17 protein-coding genes, 2 tRNA genes and 3 rRNA genes are annotated in these 19812 nt (G+C 52.8%); 9 read left to right on the forward strand and 13 right to left on the reverse strand.

Going from position 1 to position 19812, the window contains the following annotated elements; all coding sequences use genetic code 11:
• Positions 1 to 22: 22 nt before the first annotated feature.
• Both AC534G_RS20330 and AC534G_RS20335 read right to left on the reverse strand, forming a co-directional pair.
• The gene (locus tag AC534G_RS20330; protein ID WP_038637479.1) at positions 23 to 823 is read right to left on the reverse strand and encodes an endonuclease/exonuclease/phosphatase family protein; all 801 of its coding nucleotides are present in this window, start codon (positions 821 to 823) and stop codon (positions 23 to 25) included.
• A 131-nt stretch (positions 824 to 954) separates the two neighbouring features.
• Complete coding sequence (locus tag AC534G_RS20335) at positions 955 to 2130, reverse strand: MFS transporter (protein WP_110498717.1); 1176 nt, start codon at positions 2128 to 2130, stop codon at positions 955 to 957.
• A 104-nt stretch (positions 2131 to 2234) separates the two neighbouring features.
• On the opposite strand from AC534G_RS20335, the gene yafC reads away from it, so the two are divergent.
• Positions 2235 to 3149, forward strand: a complete 915-nt coding sequence (gene yafC / locus AC534G_RS20340) for a DNA-binding transcriptional regulator YafC (RefSeq protein WP_069323835.1) — start codon at positions 2235 to 2237, stop codon at positions 3147 to 3149.
• A gap of 21 nt (positions 3150 to 3170) precedes the next feature.
• Here yafC and dkgB read toward each other — a convergent pair whose 3' ends face one another.
• The 7 genes from dkgB to gmhB all read right to left on the reverse strand — a co-directional run bounded on the left by dkgB (position 3171) and on the right by gmhB (position 10225).
• Positions 3171 to 3974 (reverse strand): 2,5-didehydrogluconate reductase DkgB, encoded by an 804-nt coding sequence (gene dkgB / locus AC534G_RS20345; RefSeq protein ID WP_110498718.1) that lies wholly within the window; start codon positions 3972 to 3974, stop codon positions 3171 to 3173.
• 164 nt (positions 3975 to 4138) lie between these two features.
• Positions 4139 to 4215: transfer RNA gene (locus AC534G_RS20350), tRNA-Asp, on the reverse strand.
• Positions 4216 to 4269: 54 nt separating this feature from the next.
• Positions 4270 to 4385, reverse strand: a 5S ribosomal RNA gene (rrf, locus tag AC534G_RS20355).
• Between the two features lie 94 nt (positions 4386 to 4479).
• Positions 4480 to 7384 (reverse strand): 23S ribosomal RNA (locus AC534G_RS20360).
• A gap of 209 nt (positions 7385 to 7593) precedes the next feature.
• A tRNA-Glu gene (locus AC534G_RS20365) sits at positions 7594 to 7669 on the reverse strand.
• Positions 7670 to 7754: 85 nt separating this feature from the next.
• Positions 7755 to 9294 (reverse strand): 16S ribosomal RNA (locus tag AC534G_RS20370).
• The 16S, 23S and 5S rRNA genes sit together here with 2 tRNA genes alongside, the layout of an rRNA operon.
• Before the next feature lie 364 nt (positions 9295 to 9658).
• Positions 9659 to 10225 carry a D-glycero-beta-D-manno-heptose 1,7-bisphosphate 7-phosphatase gene (gene gmhB / locus AC534G_RS20375; protein ID WP_038637462.1) on the reverse strand — a complete coding sequence of 189 codons (567 nt, stop codon included), beginning with the start codon at positions 10223 to 10225 and terminating at the stop codon, positions 9659 to 9661.
• Between the two features lie 189 nt (positions 10226 to 10414).
• Here gmhB and metN point away from each other — a divergent pair, with 189 nt between their 5' ends.
• The 6 genes from metN (at position 10415) to proS (ending at position 16009) form a co-directional block, all read left to right on the forward strand.
• Positions 10415 to 11446, forward strand: coding sequence for a methionine ABC transporter ATP-binding protein MetN (metN, locus tag AC534G_RS20380; protein WP_038637459.1), 1032 nt, complete (start codon positions 10415 to 10417; stop codon positions 11444 to 11446).
• Positions 11439 to 12092, forward strand: a complete 654-nt coding sequence (locus AC534G_RS20385; RefSeq protein WP_006686810.1) for a methionine ABC transporter permease MetI — start codon at positions 11439 to 11441, stop codon at positions 12090 to 12092. The genes metN and AC534G_RS20385 overlap by 8 nt, the downstream gene beginning before the upstream one ends.
• A 44-nt stretch (positions 12093 to 12136) precedes the next feature.
• Positions 12137 to 12952 (forward strand): methionine ABC transporter substrate-binding lipoprotein MetQ, encoded by an 816-nt coding sequence (gene metQ, locus AC534G_RS20390; protein ID WP_006686809.1) that lies wholly within the window; start codon positions 12137 to 12139, stop codon positions 12950 to 12952.
• A gap of 116 nt (positions 12953 to 13068) precedes the next feature.
• The gene (gene rcsF / locus AC534G_RS20395; RefSeq protein ID WP_016151780.1) at positions 13069 to 13473 is read left to right on the forward strand and encodes an envelope stress sensor lipoprotein RcsF; all 405 of its coding nucleotides are present in this window, start codon (positions 13069 to 13071) and stop codon (positions 13471 to 13473) included.
• On the forward strand, positions 13470 to 14177 hold the full coding sequence (tsaA, locus tag AC534G_RS20400; protein WP_110498719.1) for a tRNA (N6-threonylcarbamoyladenosine(37)-N6)-methyltransferase TrmO: 708 nt from the start codon (positions 13470 to 13472) through the stop codon (positions 14175 to 14177). The genes rcsF and tsaA overlap by 4 nt, the downstream gene beginning before the upstream one ends.
• A gap of 113 nt (positions 14178 to 14290) precedes the next feature.
• Complete coding sequence (proS, locus tag AC534G_RS20405; RefSeq protein ID WP_038637453.1) at positions 14291 to 16009, forward strand: proline--tRNA ligase; 1719 nt, start codon at positions 14291 to 14293, stop codon at positions 16007 to 16009.
• 43 nt (positions 16010 to 16052) lie between these two features.
• On the opposite strand, the gene nlpE is transcribed toward proS, so the two are convergent.
• From nlpE to AC534G_RS20420, 3 genes are read right to left on the reverse strand one after another with little or no spacing between them, the layout of a single operon-like run.
• Positions 16053 to 16751: an envelope stress response activation lipoprotein NlpE gene (gene nlpE, locus AC534G_RS20410; protein WP_110498853.1), complete on the reverse strand. Its 699-nt coding sequence runs from the start codon at positions 16749 to 16751 to the stop codon at positions 16053 to 16055.
• A gap of 30 nt (positions 16752 to 16781) precedes the next feature.
• Entirely contained in the window at positions 16782 to 17204 is a 423-nt protein-coding gene (gene arfB / locus AC534G_RS20415; protein ID WP_110498720.1) for an alternative ribosome rescue aminoacyl-tRNA hydrolase ArfB, read from the reverse strand.
• The gene (locus AC534G_RS20420) at positions 17201 to 17746 is read right to left on the reverse strand and encodes a YaeQ family protein (protein WP_038637444.1); all 546 of its coding nucleotides are present in this window, start codon (positions 17744 to 17746) and stop codon (positions 17201 to 17203) included. The genes arfB and AC534G_RS20420 overlap by 4 nt, the downstream gene beginning before the upstream one ends.
• Positions 17747 to 17935: 189 nt before the next feature.
• Here AC534G_RS20420 and AC534G_RS20425 point away from each other — a divergent pair, with 189 nt between their 5' ends.
• Both AC534G_RS20425 and rof read left to right on the forward strand, forming a co-directional pair.
• A complete protein-coding gene (locus tag AC534G_RS20425) occupies positions 17936 to 18136 on the forward strand; it encodes a YaeP family protein (protein WP_024132476.1) in 201 nt (66 codons plus the stop codon).
• Positions 18123 to 18383 (forward strand): Rho-binding antiterminator, encoded by a 261-nt coding sequence (gene rof / locus AC534G_RS20430; protein ID WP_003018503.1) that lies wholly within the window; start codon positions 18123 to 18125, stop codon positions 18381 to 18383. Before AC534G_RS20425 ends, rof begins: the two co-directional genes overlap by 14 nt.
• Positions 18384 to 18466: 83 nt before the next feature.
• Here rof and tilS read toward each other — a convergent pair whose 3' ends face one another.
• Positions 18467 to 19759, reverse strand: a complete 1293-nt coding sequence (tilS, locus tag AC534G_RS20435) for a tRNA lysidine(34) synthetase TilS (RefSeq protein ID WP_110498721.1) — start codon at positions 19757 to 19759, stop codon at positions 18467 to 18469.
• Between the last annotated feature and the right edge of the window lie 53 nt (positions 19760 to 19812).

Here is a 19812-nt window from a genome sequence, read left to right on the forward strand (position 1 = left end):
CTACGGCAGACCTGACACACCGTTATTGTTCAGGTTTGCCGGGACTGAATTCAACGAGTAGCGGATTGTGATCAGATGCGCGGGTGACCAGCACAGAGGCTTCACTCACGTTCAAACCACGATAGAACACAAAATCGAGAGGGCGACCAAACGCGCGTCGGCGTTGATCGTCGGTAAAGCGCACCTGGCGCAGCGACATTTCGCGCGCAAAGCGGTACAGCGCATTCATCCGTCGACGGCTCCAGGCATTAAAATCACCCGCCATGATCACCGGACCGCTGTGATGGGCAATCTGATCGCCAATAGGAAGTAACTGCTTACTATAAACATCAACGCCGAGGCTGAAATTTACCGCGTGGATATTTACCACCATCAATAAACGCGTATCAGGCAATGGGTAAACCGTCACCAATGCCGATTTCGCCAGCCGTAAAATAGGCTCACGCTCGCGCAATGGACAGCAGTAAACAGGATGGGCGGCAGAGAGCGTCATGACGCCAGAGGGGTGCTGAGGCAGCACAAAGGCGGGTACCTGGTCGGCAGCGAGATAGTTAGCGGTCGCAAACTGCACCAGTTCAGGCGTGGTTTGCGCTTCCTGCAATAACACCAGATGCGCATCTTTGCCAAAATTTTTCAGCACCGACTGCCATTCTGCACGCTGCTGCTTAAAAATATTCCATACCAGCACGCGAATGCGATCTTCACTGCTTAACGGAGCGCCTGCGGGTAATGCCTGGCCAATATGCGCAAACGACCCTGGCGGTAAAATCCGCTCAACGGGCTGTCCGGCAACATAACGCATGGCATAGGTGTTTTTTCGCACTTTAGACTTTCAAACCTCTGTAACGTCAACCAGTCCGCAGCCGGACTGGTTCTTCTGTTATAGGGATTTTAGCACTCACTTTCAACGAACAATTGCAGTTTGTTTTGTAAGTGGGCGCTTACATCAATGATTTACCCCAGAGCAATGCGTACAGGTTTATCAAGGCGACCGCTGACGCCCATCAGTAAGAAAGCCACCAGAACAATGAGGGCACCAATCCACGGCGTCTGCGCCAAACCGTAATGCTCCACCGTTTGCCCGCCAATCACTGAACCCAATGCAATACCAATGTTAAACGCTGCAATGTTGAGTCCTGATGCCACATCTACCGCATTAGGCGTGAATTGTTCGGCTTTCTGAACAACGTAGACCTGCAAACCCGGTACGTTGCCAAAGGCAAAGATCCCCATCACCAGAATAGTGGCCAGTGCGGCGTACTGAGTGGATGCGGTCACCTGGAAGACCATCAGCAGAACAAACAGTGCGGCGAAAATAAATTTCAGCGCAGGAACGGCACCATGCTTATCTGCCAGTTTGCCGCCCCAGATATTGCCGATAGCCACAGATACGCCATAGCCCAGCAAGATCCAGCTTACTGCTGCCGGGGAGAATCCTGCCAGATCCTGCATCATCGGCGCCAGGAAGGTGAATGCCGTGAATACACCGCCATAGCCCAGCGCCGTAACAGCGTAAATCAGCAACAGACGAGGATGGGTCAGCACTTTCACCTGGTCACGAATGCTGGCGGCCGCCCGACCGGGAATGTTGGCCGGGATCAGCAGTTGGCTACTAATCAGCGCGATCACGCCTAACATTGATACCGCAAGAAAAGTCTCGCGCCAGCCAAAATGCTGACCGATGAATGTCCCCAGCGGCACGCCCGTAACCAGCGCCACCGTTAAGCCGCCAAACATAATGGCGATCGCGGAAGCCGCTTTCTCTTTCGGCACCAGACTTGTCGCGATGGTAGAGCCAATTGAGAAGAACACACCATGCGCCAGCCCCGTCAGCAGACGGGCGACGATTAATGTCATATAGCCCGGTGCCTGCCATGCCAGCAAATTCCCGGCCGTAAACAAGACCATCAGCGCGACCAGTAACTGTTTACGCGGTAAGCGTCCGGTCAGAGCAGTCAGCACCGGCGCGCCAATAGCTACGCCCAGCGCATAGATTGAAACCAACATTCCGGCGGAAGGTAACGAGATCGCCAGTTGTTGAGCAATGGTCGGCACCAGGCCGACAATCACAAACTCAGTCGTGCCAATAGCGAAGGCACTTATCGTCAGTGCAAATAAAGCGATAGGCATAAATAACTCCATAACATCAGTAATCAGATGACACGCAGTATGCCTGGATGTTTTAATGACAAAAATATTCAAAATATCAATTTAATTTTGCTTCAGGTGCAAAAATGAAAGCAACCTCCGAAGAACTTGCAATTTTTGTCGCTGTCGTGGAAAGCGGCAGCTTCAGCCGGGCGGCAGAGCAGCTTGGACAGGCCAATTCCGCTGTCAGCCGGGCAGTTAAAAAGCTGGAGATGAAGCTCGGCGTCAGTCTGCTTAATCGTACGACCCGACAGCTGAGCCTGACTGAAGAAGGTGAGCGATACTTCAGGCGCGTGCAGCAGATACTGCAAGAAATGGCTGCAGCAGAAACGGAAATCATGGAATCACGTAATACCCCACGCGGCTTACTGCGTATCGATGCGGCAACGCCGGTAATGCTGCATTTCCTGATGCCGCTGATTAAACCGTTCCGTGAGCGGTATCCCGAGATGACGTTGTCTCTTGTCTCCTCAGAAACGTTCATCAATCTTATTGAACGAAAAGTGGATGTTGCGATACGCGCAGGCACGTTGACGGATTCAAGTCTGCGCGCACGTCCGTTATTTACCAGCTACCGCAAGATTATCGCTTCACCTGACTATATTGCCCGTTTTGGCAAGCCAGAGAGTGTTGAAGAGTTAAAACGGCACCTGTGTCTGGGGTTTTCTGAACCCATCTCGCTCAATACCTGGCCAATAGCCTGTAGCGATGGGCAGCTCCATGAGGTCGAATGTGGGATTTCTTCCAACAGCGGGGAAACGTTAAAACAGCTTTGCCTGAGCGGTAACGGCATTGCATGTCTTTCAGATTATATGATTGACAAAGAGATCGAGCAGGGAGAACTGGTGGAACTGCTGGCCGATAAGCGTCTGCCGGTAGAAATGCCTTTCAGTGCCGTTTACTACAGCGATCGTGCCGTCAGTACACGTATCCGGGCATTTATCGACTTCTTAAGTGAACATATAAAAACAGCTCCTGAAGGAGCTGTGAAAGAGGGTTAAAGGGTACAAAGGGTCAGGCAATTAATCCCACTCAGGGGCCAGACCTTCCGGGCTAACCAGGCGGTCGTTGCAATCCAGTGCCGCGATCGCTGCTCTATCTTCGGCATCCAGACGCAATTCCAGTGCCAGTAGGTTACTTGCCAGGTTTTCACGCTTGGTGGAAGAAGGTATTACTGAGTAACCTTCTCCCATTGCCCATGCCAGGATAACCTGTGCCGGAGTGGCATTGTGTTTTGCGGCGATGCGTGCAATCACCTCATCTTTCAGCGCTTTACCATAAGCCAGCGTCATGTAAGAGGTGATGTGGATACCGTGCGCTTTCGCCCAGTCAACCACCCGACGGCTCTGCAGATACGGAGACAGTTCAATCTGGTTAGTGGCGATGTTCTCCACGCCCACTGTAGCAATGGCTTTTTCCATCAGCGGAATGGTGAAGTTTGAAATGCCAATTTCGCGAGTCAGCCCTTGTTCTTTAGCTTCAAGCAATGCCTGCATAAATTCTTCGACAGATACGGCGTCACCCGGAGAGGGCCAGTGGATTAGCGTCAGATCGACATAATCCGTACGAAGTTTTTTCAGGCTCTCTTTCAGGCTTGGGATCAGCTTGTCTTTGCTAAGGTTTTCAATCCAGATCTTGGTGGTGATGTACAGCTCGCTACGTGGTACGCCGCTCTCAGCAATCGCCTGGCCAACAGCCGCTTCATTATCATAGATTTGCGCAGTGTCGACAGCACGGTAGCCCAGCTCTAGCGCCGTTTTAACAGAAGCGATAACCACGTCGTCTTTCAGGCGAAAAGTACCTAAACCGAATGCAGGGATAGTCATGAAATTCCTCTTTTTAATCACAATGTTCGTTTACGGAGAGGATTATGAACTTCAGCGCTTTATAGAAAAAGAATGAAAAATGCAGAGGATTTTTGCGAATTTAGCAATAATTAAATCGCAGGCAAAGAAAAAGCCCTGAGCTAACGCTCAGGGCTCTTAATAAGTGGCGGAACGGACGGGACTCGAACCCGCGACCCCCTGCGTGACAGGCAGGTATTCTAACCAACTGAACTACCGCTCCACCGAATTTCTTTGTCACCACCCGGATTTTCATCCCGGTTTACTGCAATTTGATGCCTGGCAGTTCCCTACTCTCGCATGGGGAGACCCCACACTACCATCGGCGCTACGGCGTTTCACTTCTGAGTTCGGCATGGGGTCAGGTGGGACCACCGCGCTACAGCCGCCAGGCAAATTCTGTTTATTAACCCGCTTTTCGCCGGTTAATCTTATCTGTATCAGGCTGAAAATCTTCTCAAATCCGCCAAAACAGCTTCGGCGTTGTAAGGTTAAGCCTCACGGTTCATTAGTATCGGTTAGCTCAATGTATCGCTACACTTACACACCCGACCTATCAACGTCGTCGTCTTCAACGTTCCTTCAGGAGACTCTAGGTCTCAGGGAGAACTCATCTCGGGGCAAGTTTCGTGCTTAGATGCTTTCAGCACTTATCTCTTCCGCATTTAGCTACCGGGCAGTGCCATTGGCATGACAACCCGAACACCAGTGATGCGTCCACTCCGGTCCTCTCGTACTAGGAGCAGCCCCCCTCAATTCTCCAGCGCCCACGGCAGATAGGGACCGAACTGTCTCACGACGTTCTAAACCCAGCTCGCGTACCACTTTAAATGGCGAACAGCCATACCCTTGGGACCTACTTCAGCCCCAGGATGTGATGAGCCGACATCGAGGTGCCAAACACCGCCGTCGATATGAACTCTTGGGCGGTATCAGCCTGTTATCCCCGGAGTACCTTTTATCCGTTGAGCGATGGCCCTTCCATTCAGAACCACCGGATCACTAAGACCTGCTTTCGCACCTGCTCGAGCCGTCACTCTCGCAGTCAAGCTAGCTTATGCCTTTGCACTAACCTCCTGATGTCCGACCAGGATTAGCTAACCTTCGTGCTCCTCCGTTACTCTTTGGGAGGAGACCGCCCCAGTCAAACTACCCACCAGACACTGTCCGCAACCCGGATTACGGGCCCACGTTAGAACACCAGCCATTAAAGGGTGGTATTTCAAGGACGGCTCCATGCAGACTGGCGTCCACACTTCAAAGCCTCCCACCTATCCTACACATCAAGGACCAGTGTTCAGTGTCAAGCTATAGTAAAGGTTCACGGGGTCTTTCCGTCTTGCCGCGGGTACACTGCATCTTCACAGCGAGTTCAATTTCACTGAGTCTCGGGTGGAGACAGCCTGGCCATCATTACGCCATTCGTGCAGGTCGGAACTTACCCGACAAGGAATTTCGCTACCTTAGGACCGTTATAGTTACGGCCGCCGTTTACCGGGGCTTCGATCAAGAGCTTCTCCTTACGGATAACCCCATCAATTAACCTTCCGGCACCGGGCAGGCGTCACACCGTATACGTCCACTTTCGTGTTTGCACAGTGCTGTGTTTTTAATAAACAGTTGCAGCCAGCTGGTATCTTCGACTGATTTCAGCTCCATGAGTAAATCACTTCACCTACCTATCAGCGTGCCTTCTCCCGAAGTTACGGCACCATTTTGCCTAGTTCCTTCACCCGAGTTCTCTCAAGCGCCTTGGTATTCTCTACCTGACCACCTGTGTCGGTTTGGGGTACGATTTCGTGTTACCTGATGCTTAGAGGCTTTTCCTGGAAGCAGGGCATTTGTCACTTCAGCACCGTAGTGCCTCGTCATCACACCTCAGCGTTAAAAGGTACCGGATTTACCTGGAACCTCCGCCTACATGCTTAAACCGGGACAACCGTCGCCCGGCCAACATAGCCTTCTCCGTCCCCCCTTCGCAGTAACACCAAGTACAGGAATATTAACCTGTTTCCCATCGACTACGCCTTTCGGCCTCGCCTTAGGGGTCGACTCACCCTGCCCCGATTAACGTTGGACAGGAACCCTTGGTCTTCCGGCGTGCGGGTTTTTCACCCGCATTATCGTTACTTATGTCAGCATTCGCACTTCTGATACCTCCAGCAGCCCTCACAGGCCACCTTCAACGGCTTACAGAACGCTCCCCTACCCAACAACACATAGTGTCGCTGCCGCAGCTTCGGTGCATGGTTTAGCCCCGTTACATCTTCCGCGCAGGCCGACTCGACCAGTGAGCTATTACGCTTTCTTTAAATGATGGCTGCTTCTAAGCCAACATCCTGGCTGTCTGTGCCTTCCCACATCGTTTCCCACTTAACCATGACTTTGGGACCTTAGCTGGCGGTCTGGGTTGTTTCCCTCTTCACGACGGACGTTAGCACCCGCCGTGTGTCTCCCGTGATAACATTCTTCGGTATTCGCAGTTTGCATCGGGTTGGTAAGTCGGGATGACCCCCTAGCCGAAACAGTGCTCTACCCCCGAAGATGAGTTCACGAGGCGCTACCTAAATAGCTTTCGGGGAGAACCAGCTATCTCCCGGTTTGATTGGCCTTTCACCCCCAGCCACAAGTCATCCGCTAATTTTTCAACATTAGTCGGTTCGGTCCTCCAGTTAGTGTTACCCAACCTTCAACCTGCCCATGGCTAGATCACCGGGTTTCGGGTCTATACCCTGCAACTTAACGCCCAGTTAAGACTCGGTTTCCCTTCGGCTCCCCTATACGGTTAACCTTGCTACAGAATATAAGTCGCTGACCCATTATACAAAAGGTACGCAGTCACACCCGAAGGTGCTCCCACTGCTTGTACGTACACGGTTTCAGGTTCTTTTTCACTCCCCTCGCCGGGGTTCTTTTCGCCTTTCCCTCACGGTACTGGTTCACTATCGGTCAGTCAGGAGTATTTAGCCTTGGAGGATGGTCCCCCCATATTCAGACAGGATACCACGTGTCCCGCCCTACTCTTCGAGTTCACAGCACATGCGTTTTTGTGTACGGGACTATCACCCTGTACCGTCGGACTTTCCAGACCGTTCCACTAACACACATGCTGATTCAGACTCTGGGCTGCTCCCCGTTCGCTCGCCGCTACTGGGGGAATCTCGGTTGATTTCTTTTCCTCGGGGTACTTAGATGTTTCAGTTCCCCCGGTTCGCTTCGTTAACCTATGTATTCAGTTAACGATAGTGTGACGAATCACACTGGGTTTCCCCATTCGGAAATCGCCGGTTATAACGGTTCATATCACCTTACCGGCGCTTATCGCAGATTAGCACGTCCTTCATCGCCTCTGACTGCCAGGGCATCCACCGTGTACGCTTAGTCGCTTAACCTCACAACCCGAAGATGTTTCACTTCTGATTGCGAAAATTTGAGAGACTCGAACACACCTTTTATCTGTTCTTATTACGGAGAACAGACACAGTGTGTCGTTTCAATTTTCAGCTTGATCCAGATTTTTAAAGAGCAAATATCTCAAACATCACCCGAAGATGAGTTTTGAGATATCAGGGTGCGCGTCTTTCACTCACGAACCAGCAAGTGGCGTCCCCTAGGGGATTCGAACCCCTGTTACCGCCGTGAAAGGGCGGTGTCCTGGGCCTCTAGACGAAGGGGACACTGAAGTCTCAATCGCAAGACGCCTTGCTATTCACTTTTCATCAGACAATCTGTGTGAGCACTGCAAAGAACGTTTCTTTAAGGTAAGGAGGTGATCCAACCGCAGGTTCCCCTACGGTTACCTTGTTACGACTTCACCCCAGTCATGAATCACAAAGTGGTAAGCGCCCTCCCGAAGGTTAAGCTACCTACTTCTTTTGCAACCCACTCCCATGGTGTGACGGGCGGTGTGTACAAGGCCCGGGAACGTATTCACCGTGGCATTCTGATCCACGATTACTAGCGATTCCGACTTCATGGAGTCGAGTTGCAGACTCCAATCCGGACTACGACATACTTTATGAGGTCCGCTTGCTCTCGCGAGGTCGCTTCTCTTTGTATATGCCATTGTAGCACGTGTGTAGCCCTACTCGTAAGGGCCATGATGACTTGACGTCATCCCCACCTTCCTCCAGTTTATCACTGGCAGTCTCCTTTGAGTTCCCGACCGAATCGCTGGCAACAAAGGATAAGGGTTGCGCTCGTTGCGGGACTTAACCCAACATTTCACAACACGAGCTGACGACAGCCATGCAGCACCTGTCTCAGAGTTCCCGAAGGCACCAAAGCATCTCTGCTAAGTTCTCTGGATGTCAAGAGTAGGTAAGGTTCTTCGCGTTGCATCGAATTAAACCACATGCTCCACCGCTTGTGCGGGCCCCCGTCAATTCATTTGAGTTTTAACCTTGCGGCCGTACTCCCCAGGCGGTCGACTTAACGCGTTAGCTCCGGAAGCCACGCCTCAAGGGCACAACCTCCAAGTCGACATCGTTTACGGCGTGGACTACCAGGGTATCTAATCCTGTTTGCTCCCCACGCTTTCGCACCTGAGCGTCAGTCTTTGTCCAGGGGGCCGCCTTCGCCACCGGTATTCCTCCAGATCTCTACGCATTTCACCGCTACACCTGGAATTCTACCCCCCTCTACAAGACTCTAGCCTGCCAGTTTCGGATGCAGTTCCCAGGTTGAGCCCGGGGATTTCACATCCGACTTGACAGACCGCCTGCGTGCGCTTTACGCCCAGTAATTCCGATTAACGCTTGCACCCTCCGTATTACCGCGGCTGCTGGCACGGAGTTAGCCGGTGCTTCTTCTGCGAGTAACGTCAATCGCTGTGGTTATTAACCACAACGCCTTCCTCCTCGCTGAAAGTACTTTACAACCCGAAGGCCTTCTTCATACACGCGGCATGGCTGCATCAGGCTTGCGCCCATTGTGCAATATTCCCCACTGCTGCCTCCCGTAGGAGTCTGGACCGTGTCTCAGTTCCAGTGTGGCTGGTCATCCTCTCAGACCAGCTAGGGATCGTCGCCTAGGTGAGCCGTTACCCCACCTACAAGCTAATCCCATCTGGGCACATCCGATGGCAAGAGGCCCGAAGGTCCCCCTCTTTGGTCTTGCGACATTATGCGGTATTAGCTACCGTTTCCAGTAGTTATCCCCCTCCATCGGGCAGTTTCCCAGACATTACTCACCCGTCCGCCACTCGTCACCCGAGAGCAAGCTCTCTGTGCTACCGTTCGACTTGCATGTGTTAGGCCTGCCGCCAGCGTTCAATCTGAGCCATGATCAAACTCTTCAATTTAAGTTTGATGCTCGTGAATTAAACTTCGTAATGAATTACGTGTTCACTCAGAGACTTGGTATTCATTTTTCGTCTTGCGACGTTAAGAATCCGTATCCTCGAGTGCCCACACAGATTGTCTGATAAATTGTTAAAGAGCAGTTGCGACGCGCTTTAGCGCTCTGTCGCGAGGTGGCGTATATTACGCTTTCCTCTTTCAGAGTCAACCCTCATTTTCAGGTTTTTCTCTTCAACCGACCGGGCTGTTTGTGTGAAGTGATTCACATCCGCCGTGTCGATGGAGGCGCATTATAGGGAGTCGACTCAGGAAGACAAGCGGAAAAATGCATTTTCGTTCCAACCGCTCACCTTTTATCCACAACGCTTACTTTTGCTGCTTTTTTATCGCCTTTGGCAGGTCTGCCAGACTATTTATAACCAAATCTGCCGCATTTTCTGCTTCCGGCGTGACGGGTTTGCCCGTGCGCACCAGTACCTTGGTGCCAACATTCGCCGCTGCTGCCGCCTGCATATCTTCTATTTTGTCGCCTACCATATAAGAAGCAGCCATATCGATGTGCAGGAAGTCGCGAGCGGAGATCAACATCCCGGGATGCGGCTTACGGCAATCGCAGACCTGACGATACTCTTCTACGGTACCCTGCGGATGGTGCGGGCAATAGTAGATACCATCCAGATCAACGTCGCGATCGGCCAGCGACCAGTCCATCCATTCGGTCAACGTTTCAAACTGTGCCTCGGTAAATTTACCGCGCGCGATACCAGACTGGTTCGTCACCACAATTAGCGCGTAACCCATATTTTTAAGTTCACGCATGGCATCAATAACGCCGTCGATAAACTCGAACTCATCAATCTCATGTACGTAACCGTGGTCCACATTAATGGTGCCGTCACGGTCGAGAAAAATTGCGGGTACAGACTTTGCCACCTTTTATAGCTCCTGAATAAGGCATGTGGCTCTAGTATCGCATGTTTCGGCGGGCAAGAAAGTGCTCATCGTGCAAAGCTAGATTGATTTAGACGTCTGGATGCCTTAACATCCATCTTGTTGACGGCTTCGACCGTCCCAGACAGACGAAAATGCCACGGCTAACTTAATTACGATAATAAATAACCAATGATTAAACTTTCGAATATCACCAAAGTGTTCCAGCAGGGGACTCGTACCATTCAGGCGCTAAATAATGTCAGCCTGCATGTTCCCGCGGGGCAGATTTATGGCGTCATTGGCGCCTCCGGTGCCGGTAAAAGTACGCTTATCCGCTGCGTTAACTTACTTGAACGCCCAACCGAAGGCAGCGTTCAGGTCGGTGGTCAGGAGCTGACAACGCTTTCAGAGTCCGAGTTGACCAAAGCTCGCCGTCAAATCGGCATGATTTTCCAACACTTTAACCTGCTCTCTTCCCGTACCGTGTTTGGTAACGTCGCGCTGCCGCTGGAACTGGATAACACGCCAAAGGAAGAGATCAAACGCCGTGTAACAGAACTGCTGGATTTAGTTGGCCTTGGCGACAAACACGATAGCTATCCAGCCAACCTTTCCGGTGGACAAAAACAGCGAGTGGCGATCGCCCGTGCGCTGGCAAGTAATCCCAAAGTGTTGCTCTGCGATGAAGCCACCAGTGCACTCGACCCGGCAACCACGCGTTCGATTCTGGAACTGCTGAAAGACATTAACCGTCGTCTGGGTCTCACCATTCTGCTGATTACCCATGAGATGGACGTTGTAAAACGCATTTGTGACTGTGTGGCGGTCATCAGCAATGGTGAACTGATTGAACAGGACACCGTCAGCGAAGTCTTCTCTCACCCGAAAACGCCGCTGGCACAGAAGTTTATCCAGTCCACTCTACATCTGGATATCCCGGAAGATTATCTGGAACGTTTAAAAGCAGAGCCGCAAGCCGACAGCGTGCCAATGCTGCGCATGGAGTTCACCGGTCATTCGGTCGATGCGCCATTACTCTCTGAGACGGCCCGTCGCTTTAATGTGAATAACAACATTATTAGCGCGCAGATGGATTATGCCGGCGGCGTGAAGTTCGGCATTATGCTGACGGAAATGCACGGCACACAGGAAGATACACAAGCAGCCATTAACTGGTTGCAGGAACACCATGTAAAAGTAGAGGTACTGGGTTATGTCTGAGCCGATGATGTGGCTACTGGTTCGCGGCGTATGGGAAACGCTGGCAATGACCTTTGTGTCCGGTTTTTTTGGTTTTGTCATTGGCCTGCCGGTTGGCGTATTGCTGTACGTTACGCGTCCTGGGCAAATTATTGAGAACGCTAAGCTTTACCGTACGCTCTCTGCGCTGGTAAATATTTTCCGTTCCATCCCATTCATTATTTTGCTGGTGTGGATGATTCCATTCACCCGCATGATTGTGGGTACCTCTATTGGGCTGCAGGCCGCTATCGTCCCGCTGACCGTCGGCGCCGCGCCGTTTATCGCCCGTATGGTGGAAAACGCGCTGCTGGAAATCCCGACCGGGCTGATTGAAGCCTCCCGTGCGATGGGTGCCACGCCGTTGCAGATTGTACGTAAGGTATTACTGCCAGAAGCGCTGCCGGGTCTGGTCAATGCCGCCACCATCACGCTCATCACGTTGGTTGGCTATTCCGCGATGGGCGGTGCCGTCGGCGCAGGTGGTCTGGGACAGATTGGCTACCAGTACGGTTATATCGGCTACAACGCTACCGTGATGAATACAGTACTGGTATTGCTCGTCGTTCTGGTTTATTTAATTCAGTTATCCGGCGATCGCATCGTCCGGGTTGTCACGCACAAATAACGTTGCACACAACACTAAAAACTCATTAAGAAAAGGAAATAAGCATGGCGTTCAAATTCAAAACCTTTGCGGCAGTTGGAGCCCTGATCGGTTCTCTGGCACTTGTGGGTTGCGGTCAGGATGAAAAAGATCCTAACCACATCAAAGTGGGCGTTATTGTTGGCGCAGAGCAACAGGTTGCAGAAGTCGCGCAGAAAGTGGCAAAAGAAAAATACGGTCTGGACGTTGAGCTGGTCACGTTTAACGATTACGTCCTGCCTAACGAAGCGCTGAGCAAAGGCGACATTGATGCTAACGCCTTCCAGCACAAACCGTACCTGGATCAGCAGATTAAAGATCGTGGTTACAAGCTGGTTGCCGCGGGCAATACTTTTGTTTACCCGATTGCGGGCTATTCCAAAAAAATCAAATCACTGGATGAGCTGCAGGAAGGTTCTCAGGTCGCGATTCCAAACGACCCGACTAACCTCGGCCGCTCGCTGCTGCTGCTGCAAAAAGTGGGCTTAATCAAACTGAAAGACGGTGTTGGCCTGCTGCCGACCGCGCTGGACGTGATTGAAAACCCGAAAAACCTGAAGCTGGTTGAACTGGAAGCGCCGCAGCTGCCGCGTTCATTGGACGATGCGCAAATCGCCCTGGCGGTCATCAACACCACCTACGCCAGCCAGATTGGCCTGACCCCGGCAAAAGACGGTATCTTTGTTGAAGATAAAGATTCTCCGTACGTAAACCTGATCGTGACCCGTGAAGACAACAAAGATGCTGAGAACGTGAAGAAATTCGTGCAGGCCTACCAGTCTGACGAAGTGTACGAAGCAGCGAACAAAGTCTTCAACGGCGGTGCTGTTAAGGGCTGGTAATTTTAGGCTGTTTCCAGAATCTGTAATATCATCAGGACGGGCGCTTGCCCGTCTTGTCATTTATGCAAGCACCTGATTCAATATCTGACGTTTAGATCATTCATTGAGGAAATATTATGCGTGCTTTACCGATCTGTTTAGTAGCACTCATGCTGAGCGGCTGTTCTATGTTAAGCAGATCCCCTGTTGAACCCGTTCAAAGCACCGCTACCCCGCCAAAAGCGGAGCCGGAAAAACCAAAAGCACCGCGCGCGGCGCCGGTAAGAATCATTACTAACGCCGAAGATTTAGTGGGTAAACCGTTCCGCGATCTCGGCGAAGTCAGCGGCGAATCCTGCCAGGCATCAAACCAGGATTCCCCTCCTAGCATCCCAACCGCACGTAAACGCATGCAAATTAACGCCTCTAAAATGAAAGCGAATGCGGTATTGCTGCACAGTTGCGAAGTCACCAGCGGGACGCCAGGTTGCTATCGTCAGGCAGTTTGCATTGGTTCTGCACTGAACATTTCGGCGAAATGAGTCATTTTCAGTTCGAGCAAATAGGCGTTATCCGCTCACCTTATAAAGAAAAGTTCGCCGTTCCACGCCAGCCAGGTCTGGTGAAAAGCGCCAGCGGCGAACTGCATTTGCTCGCTCCCTATAACCAGGCCGAAGCTGTTCGCGGCCTGGAAGCCTTCAGCCATTTGTGGGTGATTTTTGTTTTTCATCAGACAATGGAAGGAGGATGGCGTCCAACCGTGCGCCCTCCCCGTCTTGGCGGCAACGCCAGAATGGGTGTCTTCGCCACGCGTTCAACGTTTCGTCCTAACCCTGTTGGCATGTCTTTGGTTGAGCTTCGAGGTATCCGCTGCCACAAAGAGCACGTCATCCTTGAGCTCGGCGGGCTGGATCTTGTCGATGGTACGCCGGTTGTAGATATTAAACCGTATCTGCCCTTTGCCGAATCGCTGCCCGATGCTCGCGCCAGCTATGCTCAGGATGCACCGCAGGCCAGCGTAGATGTGTCGTTCAGTGAAGAGATCGCCGGGCAACTGGCTGGGCTGGAAAAACGTTATCCGCATCTTCGCCAGTTTATTGCCGAAGTGCTGGCGCAGGATCCCCGTCCTGCCTACCGTAAAAACGAGGAAGAAGGCAAAACCTATGCCGTTTGGCTGCTGGACTTTAACGTCCGCTGGCGCGTTACGCCGTCAGGATTTGAGGTCTTTGCTCTGGAAGCCCGCTAATTTGCGTCGCGTACTCTTTTGACATCCCTTTCTCGCTGGTAAACTAAACCACTTTTGTTTTGTGCCAGGCTCGTCTTGAGCCTGTTCGATCGTTCAACTGGAACCGTAACAACATGCGTACTAGCCAATATCTGCTCTCCACTCTGAAGGAGACACCTGCCGACGCCGAAGTCATCAGCCATCAGCTGATGCTGCGCGCCGGGATGATCCGCAAGCTGGCCTCCGGGTTATACACCTGGCTGCCGACCGGCGTGCGCGTCCTGAAAAAAGTCGAAAACATCGTGCGTGAAGAGATGAACAACGCCGGTGCGATCGAGGTGTTGATGCCGGTCGTTCAGCCCTCTGAGCTGTGGCAAGAGAGTGGCCGTTGGGAACAATACGGCCCGGAACTGCTGCGTATTGCTGACCGTGGCGATCGCCCGTTCGTCCTTGGCCCAACGCATGAAGAAGTCATCACCGACCTGATTCGTAACGAGCTGAGCTCTTACAAACAGCTGCCGCTGAACTTCTACCAGATCCAGACTAAATTCCGTGACGAAGTTCGTCCGCGCTTCGGCGTGATGCGTTCCCGCGAATTCCTGATGAAAGATGCCTACTCTTTCCATACCTCTCAGGAATCCCTGCAGGAGACCTACGACGCGATGTACGCGGCGTACAGCAAGATCTTCAGCCGTATGGGTCTCGATTTCCGTGCGGTACAAGCGGATACCGGTTCTATCGGCGGTAGCGCCTCTCACGAATTCCAGGTGCTGGCGCAGAGCGGCGAAGACGATGTGATCTTCTCCGACACCTCCGATTATGCAGCGAATATCGAGTTTGCCGAAGCCGTTGCGCCAAAAGAGCCGCGTGCGGCAGCAACGCAGGAGATGACGCTGGTCGATACGCCAAACGCCAAAACCATCGCCGAGCTGGTTGAGCAGTTCAACCTGCCGATCGAGAAAACCGTAAAAACCCTGCTGGTGAAAGCGGTTGAAGGCAGCAAGTCTCCGCTGATTGCACTGCTGGTTCGCGGCGATCACGAGCTGAACGAAGTCAAAGCGGAAAAACTGCCGCAGGTTGCCAGCCCGCTGACCTTCGCCACCGAAGAAGAGATTCGCGCACTGGTGAAAGCGGGTCCGGGTTCTCTGGGTCCGGTGAACATGCCAATTCCGGTCGTTATCGACCGTACCGTTGCGGTCATGAGCGACTTCGCCGCGGGCGCGAACATCGACGGTAAGCACTATTTCGGTATCAACTGGGATCGTGATGTTGCCACCCCGGAAGTTGCGGATATCCGTAACGTAGTCGCTGGCGACCCGAGTCCGGATGGCCAGGGTACGCTGCTGATTAAACGCGGCATCGAAGTGGGTCACATCTTCCAGTTGGGCACCAAGTACTCTGAAGCGATGAAAGCCGCCGTTCAGGGCGAAGATGGCCGTAACCAGATCCTGACCATGGGTTGCTACGGTATCGGGGTCACTCGCGTGGTTGCTGCTGCTATCGAACAGAACTATGACGATCGCGGTATCGTATGGCCAGACGCCATTGCCCCGTTCCAGGTCGCGATTCTGCCGATGAACATGCATAAGTCCTACCGCGTGCAGGAACTGGCTGAAAAGCTGTACGCAGAGCTGCGCGCGCAGGGCATTGAAGTGCTGATGGACGACCGTAAAGAGCGTCCGGGCGTGATGTTTGCCGATATGGAACTGATCGGTATTCCGCACACTATCGTGCTGGGCGACCGTAACCTCGACAACGACGATATCGAATACAAATACCGTCGTAACGGCGAGAAGCAGTTGATTAAAACGGGCGACATCGTCGACTACCTGGTAAAAGCCATTAAAGGCTAATATCAGCAAAAGGCCCTGATAATCAGGGCCTTTTTTTCATCAATTAATTACACCCTTTGCCGGGGGTAAATTTCGCATCTTTATCCGCCATCAGCGTTTTCACTTTCTCGCCAGTGTCCGGGTTCGCCTCCAGTGTAAAATGCGCTTCCAGCGTCAGCAATACGGATTGCCCGTTTTCCGCGCGCGCGGCTAAATAGTCACGCTCAAGCTGGGCGTTATTCGCCACCGGCATCCGTTTACCCGTTGCGCAGTCGGTAAAGATAGCTGCGTCAGCCATATAGAAGTACATGCCCCGCATCGGCATTGGCGTCACCGGTAAGCTGGCGGAAACGGGCTGAAGGGTGTAGTTGAACTGCGACTCAATCGGATTACCTTCACGATCGAGCATTTCCAGCGCTTCGCCTTTAGCACGATAGTACGACTTTTCACCTTTACTGTCGGTCAGCACCAGCTTATCCGCAGTGCGCGCCCATGTTCCGTAAGAGGCAAAGGACGACGGTTCATCCCTCACCCCCTGATAACGTTCGTTCATCACCCATGTTCCGTCTTTTTCGAGGAACAGAGAAGTTTCAATCCCTTCGCAGTCCGCGCAAGGCAGGATGCCTCGCCAGCTTTGCTGCATCGGTTTTAATTCTGCCGCCCGTGTCGGCTGTAGTACTTCGACTTCAGTACGGTTGTTACAGCCGATCAAGGAAAAAAGCGTGCATGCAGCGACGACGGACAATATTGCTGTTTTCACTATCAATTCCTTATAAATTTTTATTCCTGCTCGTCAGTCTTGCGTTCGACGAACTCTCCCGCGCAGTGACTTCACTGTGGATTTTTGCGCCTTCGATGACAACCTACGCTCTTTCGAAGCGCGCGTAGGACGCGTTGCCTGTCGGCTTTTTTGCACTGCGGTTAATTCTTTGATCACCGCCACCAGCCGGGAGATTGCCGCTTCCCGGTTTAGCTCCTGGCTACGGTATTCCTGCGCCTTAATGATAATAACGCCATCGCCGCTAATCAGATGATGGCTGGCGGCCAGCAGGCGTTCCTTATAATACTCTGGCAGGCCAGAGGCCCGAATGTCAAAGCGCAAATGGATGGCCGTCGAGGTCTTGTTAACGTGCTGACCACCCGCGCCCTGCGCCCGAATCGCCGTGATTTCCAGCTCATTTTCAGGGATAGAGACGTTTCGGGAGATAACTATCATGAACCCTGCTGCCACGCGGTCAGATGAATTTCCAGATTGTTCTGAGAATCGGACAACCAGATAGCGCCATCCTGGATCGTCGCCTGCAGCGCCATGGTGCGACCAGCAAATTCACTCAGTTGCGCCAGCTGTTCGTCATCCAGATACCACACGGTAAGATTTTTAAACTGCGCGCACTTACTCTGGTTTTGTTGCCACCAGATCTGGGCCGCACGGCTGTTGTAGGTAAACAGGGCCACCTCAGCAGACTGAGTGCAGGCTTTCTTAATACGACGCTCATCCGGCAGGCCGAGTTCAATCCATAAATCAATGCCCAGATGGTCGTTTCGCAGCCAGGCTTCCGGTTCATCTTCCGCGCTCAGGCCACGCGTGAACTGCAGGCGTTCATCGGCATATTTAATCCACGCCAGCAGTCGCAGCATCATGCGCTCCTGGGTTTCTGAAGGGTGACGCGCCAGCGTCAAGGCTGCGTCAAGGAACTGGTTGCGGTCGAGATCCGCCACATTGACTACAGCTTTATAGATTGTCGCTTTAAGCGCCATTTGAGAACTCCTTTCGAATCAGGCGCTCATTGTAGCGAAAACTGCGGCAAAAGGCTGCTAACAGCGCCTCTATCAAGGCCGCTGATATTGCCTGAATGAGTATGGTATAGTCACCTTGCTAAACAGAGTTTATCTTCGTAGGCTTAGACTTGCATCCACGGTTAAGTCAGAGTGCTGACAGGAGGGCATGTGGAAAAATATTGTGAGTTAATACGCAAGCGGTACGCGGAAATCGCCAGCGGAGACTTAGGGTATGTCCCGGATGCGCTGGGTTGCGTATTGAAGGTGCTTAATGAAATGGCGGCAGACAGCGCCCTTTCAGAGTCGGTCAGGGAAAAAGCGGCCTATGCTGCCGCGAACTTACTGGTGAGCGATTATGTCAATGAATGAAACGTATCAACCCATCAACTGTGATGATTACGACAATCTTGAACTCGCCTGCCAGCACCATTTGTTACTGACGTTGGCGTTAAAAGATGGCGAAGTTTTACAAGCGAAAGCAAACGATCTGGTTTCACGCAAAAACGTGGAATATCTGGTCGCAGATGTCGCAGGTGAAACCCGGGAGCTTCGCCTCGATAAAATTGCCAGCTTCAGCCACCCGCAAATCGGTACCGTGGTCGTCAGCGAATCCTGATTCTTTTGTTGCCGGATGGCGGTGCAAGCACCTTATCCGGCCTACTTTCCATGCGATATGTAGGTCGGATAAGCGCACCGCCATCAGGCATGCCAAACCAGACTCACCCCTTCTTTATCTTCTGCTGCCCCCTCACGCGTCACAAAAACACCCGCAGCCGCAATCAGCGTTTCGCCGTAAAACAACAGCGGCGTGGTATCTCGTCGCCAGGGCGGGATCCCCTGCTCCTGCCAGATTTTCTTTAATTTACGTCCACCGTTACGCCCGACAATATGTAATACGCCTGGCGCTTTAAACCGAATGCTGACGGCTTCATCTGCCTGCGGCATACGCAATTCGCCAGCAGGGATGAGCTGCACCGAGCCTAACCCGGCAGGCAACGTCAACGGCGTTTCCCGGCATGTCCACGGGATGACGGTTTCGCTTTGCCCATCGACCGATTTCACCCACCACAGCTGTGACTGATAACGACGAATGTCGAACCCTCCAAGGCGAAAACAGGGGGAAGCATCTTCCCGCGCCAGCGCGACTTCCTGCCAGATACGTTCCAGCGCGTCACGGGAAGGCATTGGCGCAGTTAATCCTGCCAGCCAGCGGCGAAGCAGGGCGGCACGCCGTACACCGCTCATCGTCATTAGCGGTGCCAGCAACAGTGTGCCCTGGGCCGTGACGCAGTCGGCTAAATCGCTGGCAAGCAGTTCATCCAGTAAGCTCTCCTGCTCGGCGCACAGCGCGGCGCTGCGGGCCGTGGATTGCGCGAAGTGCGGCCAACGCTGTTGCAGCAAGGGAGTAACGCGCAATCTGAGGAAATTGCGATCGTAGGTATCATCCTGATTACTTTCATCCTCAATCCAACATAATTGGTGCTGTCGCGCCCACCCTTCCAGCGCCTCTCGCGTTTGCGCCAGCAGCGGTCGGATCAGCCGGGTCCCGGCGAACGGCGAGCTTTCTCCCATGGCGGAAAGCCCGGCAGGACCACTGCCACGCTTAAGGGCCAGCAGAAAAGTTTCGCACTGGTCGTCCAGATGCTGGGCGGTCATCAGTACCTCGCCCGGCAGTAACGTCTGTGCAAATGCGTGATAGCGCGCCCGCCGCGCCTGAGCTTCTATCCCCAGACCATCATCCTCCAGACGGACCCGTTCAACCACCAGCGGCACCTGCCACTGCGCGCATATCGATTCACAGTGCTGCACCCAGTTGTCCGCGTGGGGACTTAATCCATGATGAATATGGATTGCGCGCAACGTAACCTCAGGGTGCTGTGCTCGCCACAGCACTAACTGATGCAGCAGCACGGTGGAGTCCAGCCCGCCGCTAAAGGCGACCAGAATCGATTGAGAATTCAGCAGTGAAGTATTCAGCGTGAGTGTTGTCATGATGGTTACTTACAATGGTATTGCCCGGCACGTTACCGGGCTAACGCCATAAT

The sequence above is a fragment of the Citrobacter sp. CRE-46 genome (assembly GCF_059615875.1).

Bases quoted from the DNA above. Each gene is read 5' to 3' on its own strand.
- AC534G_RS20335 (WP_110498717.1), bottom strand. From the start codon at position 2,130: ATGCCTATCGCTTTATTTGCACTGACGATAAGTGCCTTCGCTATTGGC.
- yafC (WP_069323835.1), top strand. From the start codon at position 2,235: ATGAAAGCAACCTCCGAAGAACTTGCAATTTTTGTCGCTGTCGTGGAA.
- dkgB (WP_110498718.1), bottom strand. From the start codon at position 3,974: ATGACTATCCCTGCATTCGGTTTAGGTACTTTTCGCCTGAAAGACGAC.
- metN (WP_038637459.1), top strand. From the start codon at position 10,415: ATGATTAAACTTTCGAATATCACCAAAGTGTTCCAGCAGGGGACTCGT.
- AC534G_RS20385 (WP_006686810.1), top strand. From the start codon at position 11,439: ATGTCTGAGCCGATGATGTGGCTACTGGTTCGCGGCGTATGGGAAACG.
- metQ (WP_006686809.1), top strand. From the start codon at position 12,137: ATGGCGTTCAAATTCAAAACCTTTGCGGCAGTTGGAGCCCTGATCGGT.
- rcsF (WP_016151780.1), top strand. From the start codon at position 13,069: ATGCGTGCTTTACCGATCTGTTTAGTAGCACTCATGCTGAGCGGCTGT.
- tsaA (WP_110498719.1), top strand. From the start codon at position 13,470: ATGAGTCATTTTCAGTTCGAGCAAATAGGCGTTATCCGCTCACCTTAT.
- proS (WP_038637453.1), top strand. From the start codon at position 14,291: ATGCGTACTAGCCAATATCTGCTCTCCACTCTGAAGGAGACACCTGCC.
- arfB (WP_110498720.1), bottom strand. From the start codon at position 17,204: ATGATAGTTATCTCCCGAAACGTCTCTATCCCTGAAAATGAGCTGGAA.
- AC534G_RS20420 (WP_038637444.1), bottom strand. From the start codon at position 17,746: ATGGCGCTTAAAGCGACAATCTATAAAGCTGTAGTCAATGTGGCGGAT.
- rof (WP_003018503.1), top strand. From the start codon at position 18,123: ATGTCAATGAATGAAACGTATCAACCCATCAACTGTGATGATTACGAC.
- tilS (WP_110498721.1), bottom strand. From the start codon at position 19,759: ATGACAACACTCACGCTGAATACTTCACTGCTGAATTCTCAATCGATT.